The sequence below is a fragment of the Oceanobacillus limi genome (assembly GCF_900111445.1).
GTDB classification, from domain to species: Bacteria; Bacillota; Bacilli; order Bacillales; family Amphibacillaceae; genus Ornithinibacillus; species Ornithinibacillus limi.
In genome coordinates this window covers 1-1,632 of record NZ_FOHE01000047.1, presented here as the reverse complement: position 1 = coordinate 1,632, position 1,632 = coordinate 1, and the positions used below count along the sequence as shown (strand labels likewise).

At 41.2% G+C, this 1,632-nt stretch carries 1 protein-coding gene; it reads left to right on the top strand.

The genetic code is table 11. The annotated features are described in order from the left end of the window. Nucleotides 1-1,632: phage tail tape measure protein (locus BMX40_RS19870; RefSeq protein WP_090873204.1), on the top strand; the 1,632-nt coding region annotated here is incomplete at both ends.

Here is a 1,632-nt window from a genome sequence, read left to right as displayed (position 1 = left end):
CGAGGAGACCGTTCCATTGGCAAGTACGAAACAAGACTACAAGGTCTAAACAAAAAGTTGGAAGTACAAAAGAAAGCCACCGAAGAAACCTACAAAGAATACGAGAAAATGGTCCGTGAACATGGCGAGGGATCCAAAGAGGCAGAAAAGGCAGAACGTGCTTATAATAATCAAGCTGCAGCACTTAATAACCTAGAGCGTTATGTAGAGAATGCAACAGAAGAGTTAGAAGCAATGCGCAAAGAACAAGAGTTCCTCGATTCAGGTTTGGGAAAGCTTACAACTGGTTTAGATAACTTTTCTAATAAAGCAAATCGTATGGGTGATACTTTAACGGGCGTTGGGCAAACATTAAGTATGCGAGTAACCGCCCCAATCATGGCAGCGGGAGGAGTTGCGTTAGCTGCAGCTGATCAATTTGACAAAGCTTATCGTGATATTAGAGTGGGTACAGGTGCAACGGGTGATGCGCTAGATGATTTAGAAAACTCTTTTGATAACGTGTTTTCAAGTGTACCTGATGGAGCAGATCAAGTTGCGAATTCATTAGCAACATTGAATACCTTTACTGGTGCAACAAATGACGTCTTGGAAGGACTAACCGAAAGGGTATTAGATGTATCACGTTTACTTAAAGAGGATGCTACACAAAATTCTCAAGCATTTGGTGAAGCCATGAAACAATGGCAAATACCTGCAGAAGAAGGTACAGCCATATTAGATTATCTATACAAAATGACACAAGACTATGGCGTAGGATTAGGCGAGTTAAGTGGTCAATTAACAAATTACGGTTCTGTTCTAAACAATGCCGGCTTTAGCATGGAAGAAGCCGCACATTTTATGGCAAGTTTAGAGTCAAATGGCATTGCAGTTAGTCGGGTTATGCCAGGTTTAAATAAATCGTTTCGAAATTGGGCTAATGAAGGGAAAAACAGCCGAGAAGAGTTAGAAAAAATTGTTGAAACCATAGCTGAAACAGAGGATAAACAAAAAGCTTTATCTTTAGCAACAGAAGCATTTGGCGCTGAAGGTGCACAACGTTTGATGACGGCTATACGAAATCGTGCAGTTCCAGCATTTGAAGATCTAGGAGAAGGTGTAGAAGATGCTAGAGGATCTATTCAAGAAACGGCCGAAGAAACCAAAACAATTGGTGAAGAGTTTGCAGAATTAAGAAACTCTACATTACGTTCACTGCGACCTGTTGGAGAGATACTTTTAGATGTGGCAAAAGATTATTTACCTCCAGTTATTGAGGGGGTAACCGACTTAGCTGAGTGGTTTGAAGAATTGGACGATTCTACGAAAAAGACCATAATCAGTGTTGCAGGGGTTACTGCTGCGTTAGGTCCTGCTAGTTTAGTACTTGGTAGCACATTTAAGGTTGTGGGATCACTTGCTGGTGGGTTATCAAAAATCACAGGAATTATTGGACGAGCTGGCGGAACAGGTTTATTAAGTCGTTTCACCATGTTAGGTCCAGGTATGGCGACCCCTGTTGGAGTTGCTATTGCTGGAGCCACCGCAATGGGAGCAGCTTATAAACATTTAACTAAAGACACAAAAGATCTATATGATGCAAGCTTTGAAAAAGTTCGTCAAATGGATGAAGAAATTCAGGCTACAGAT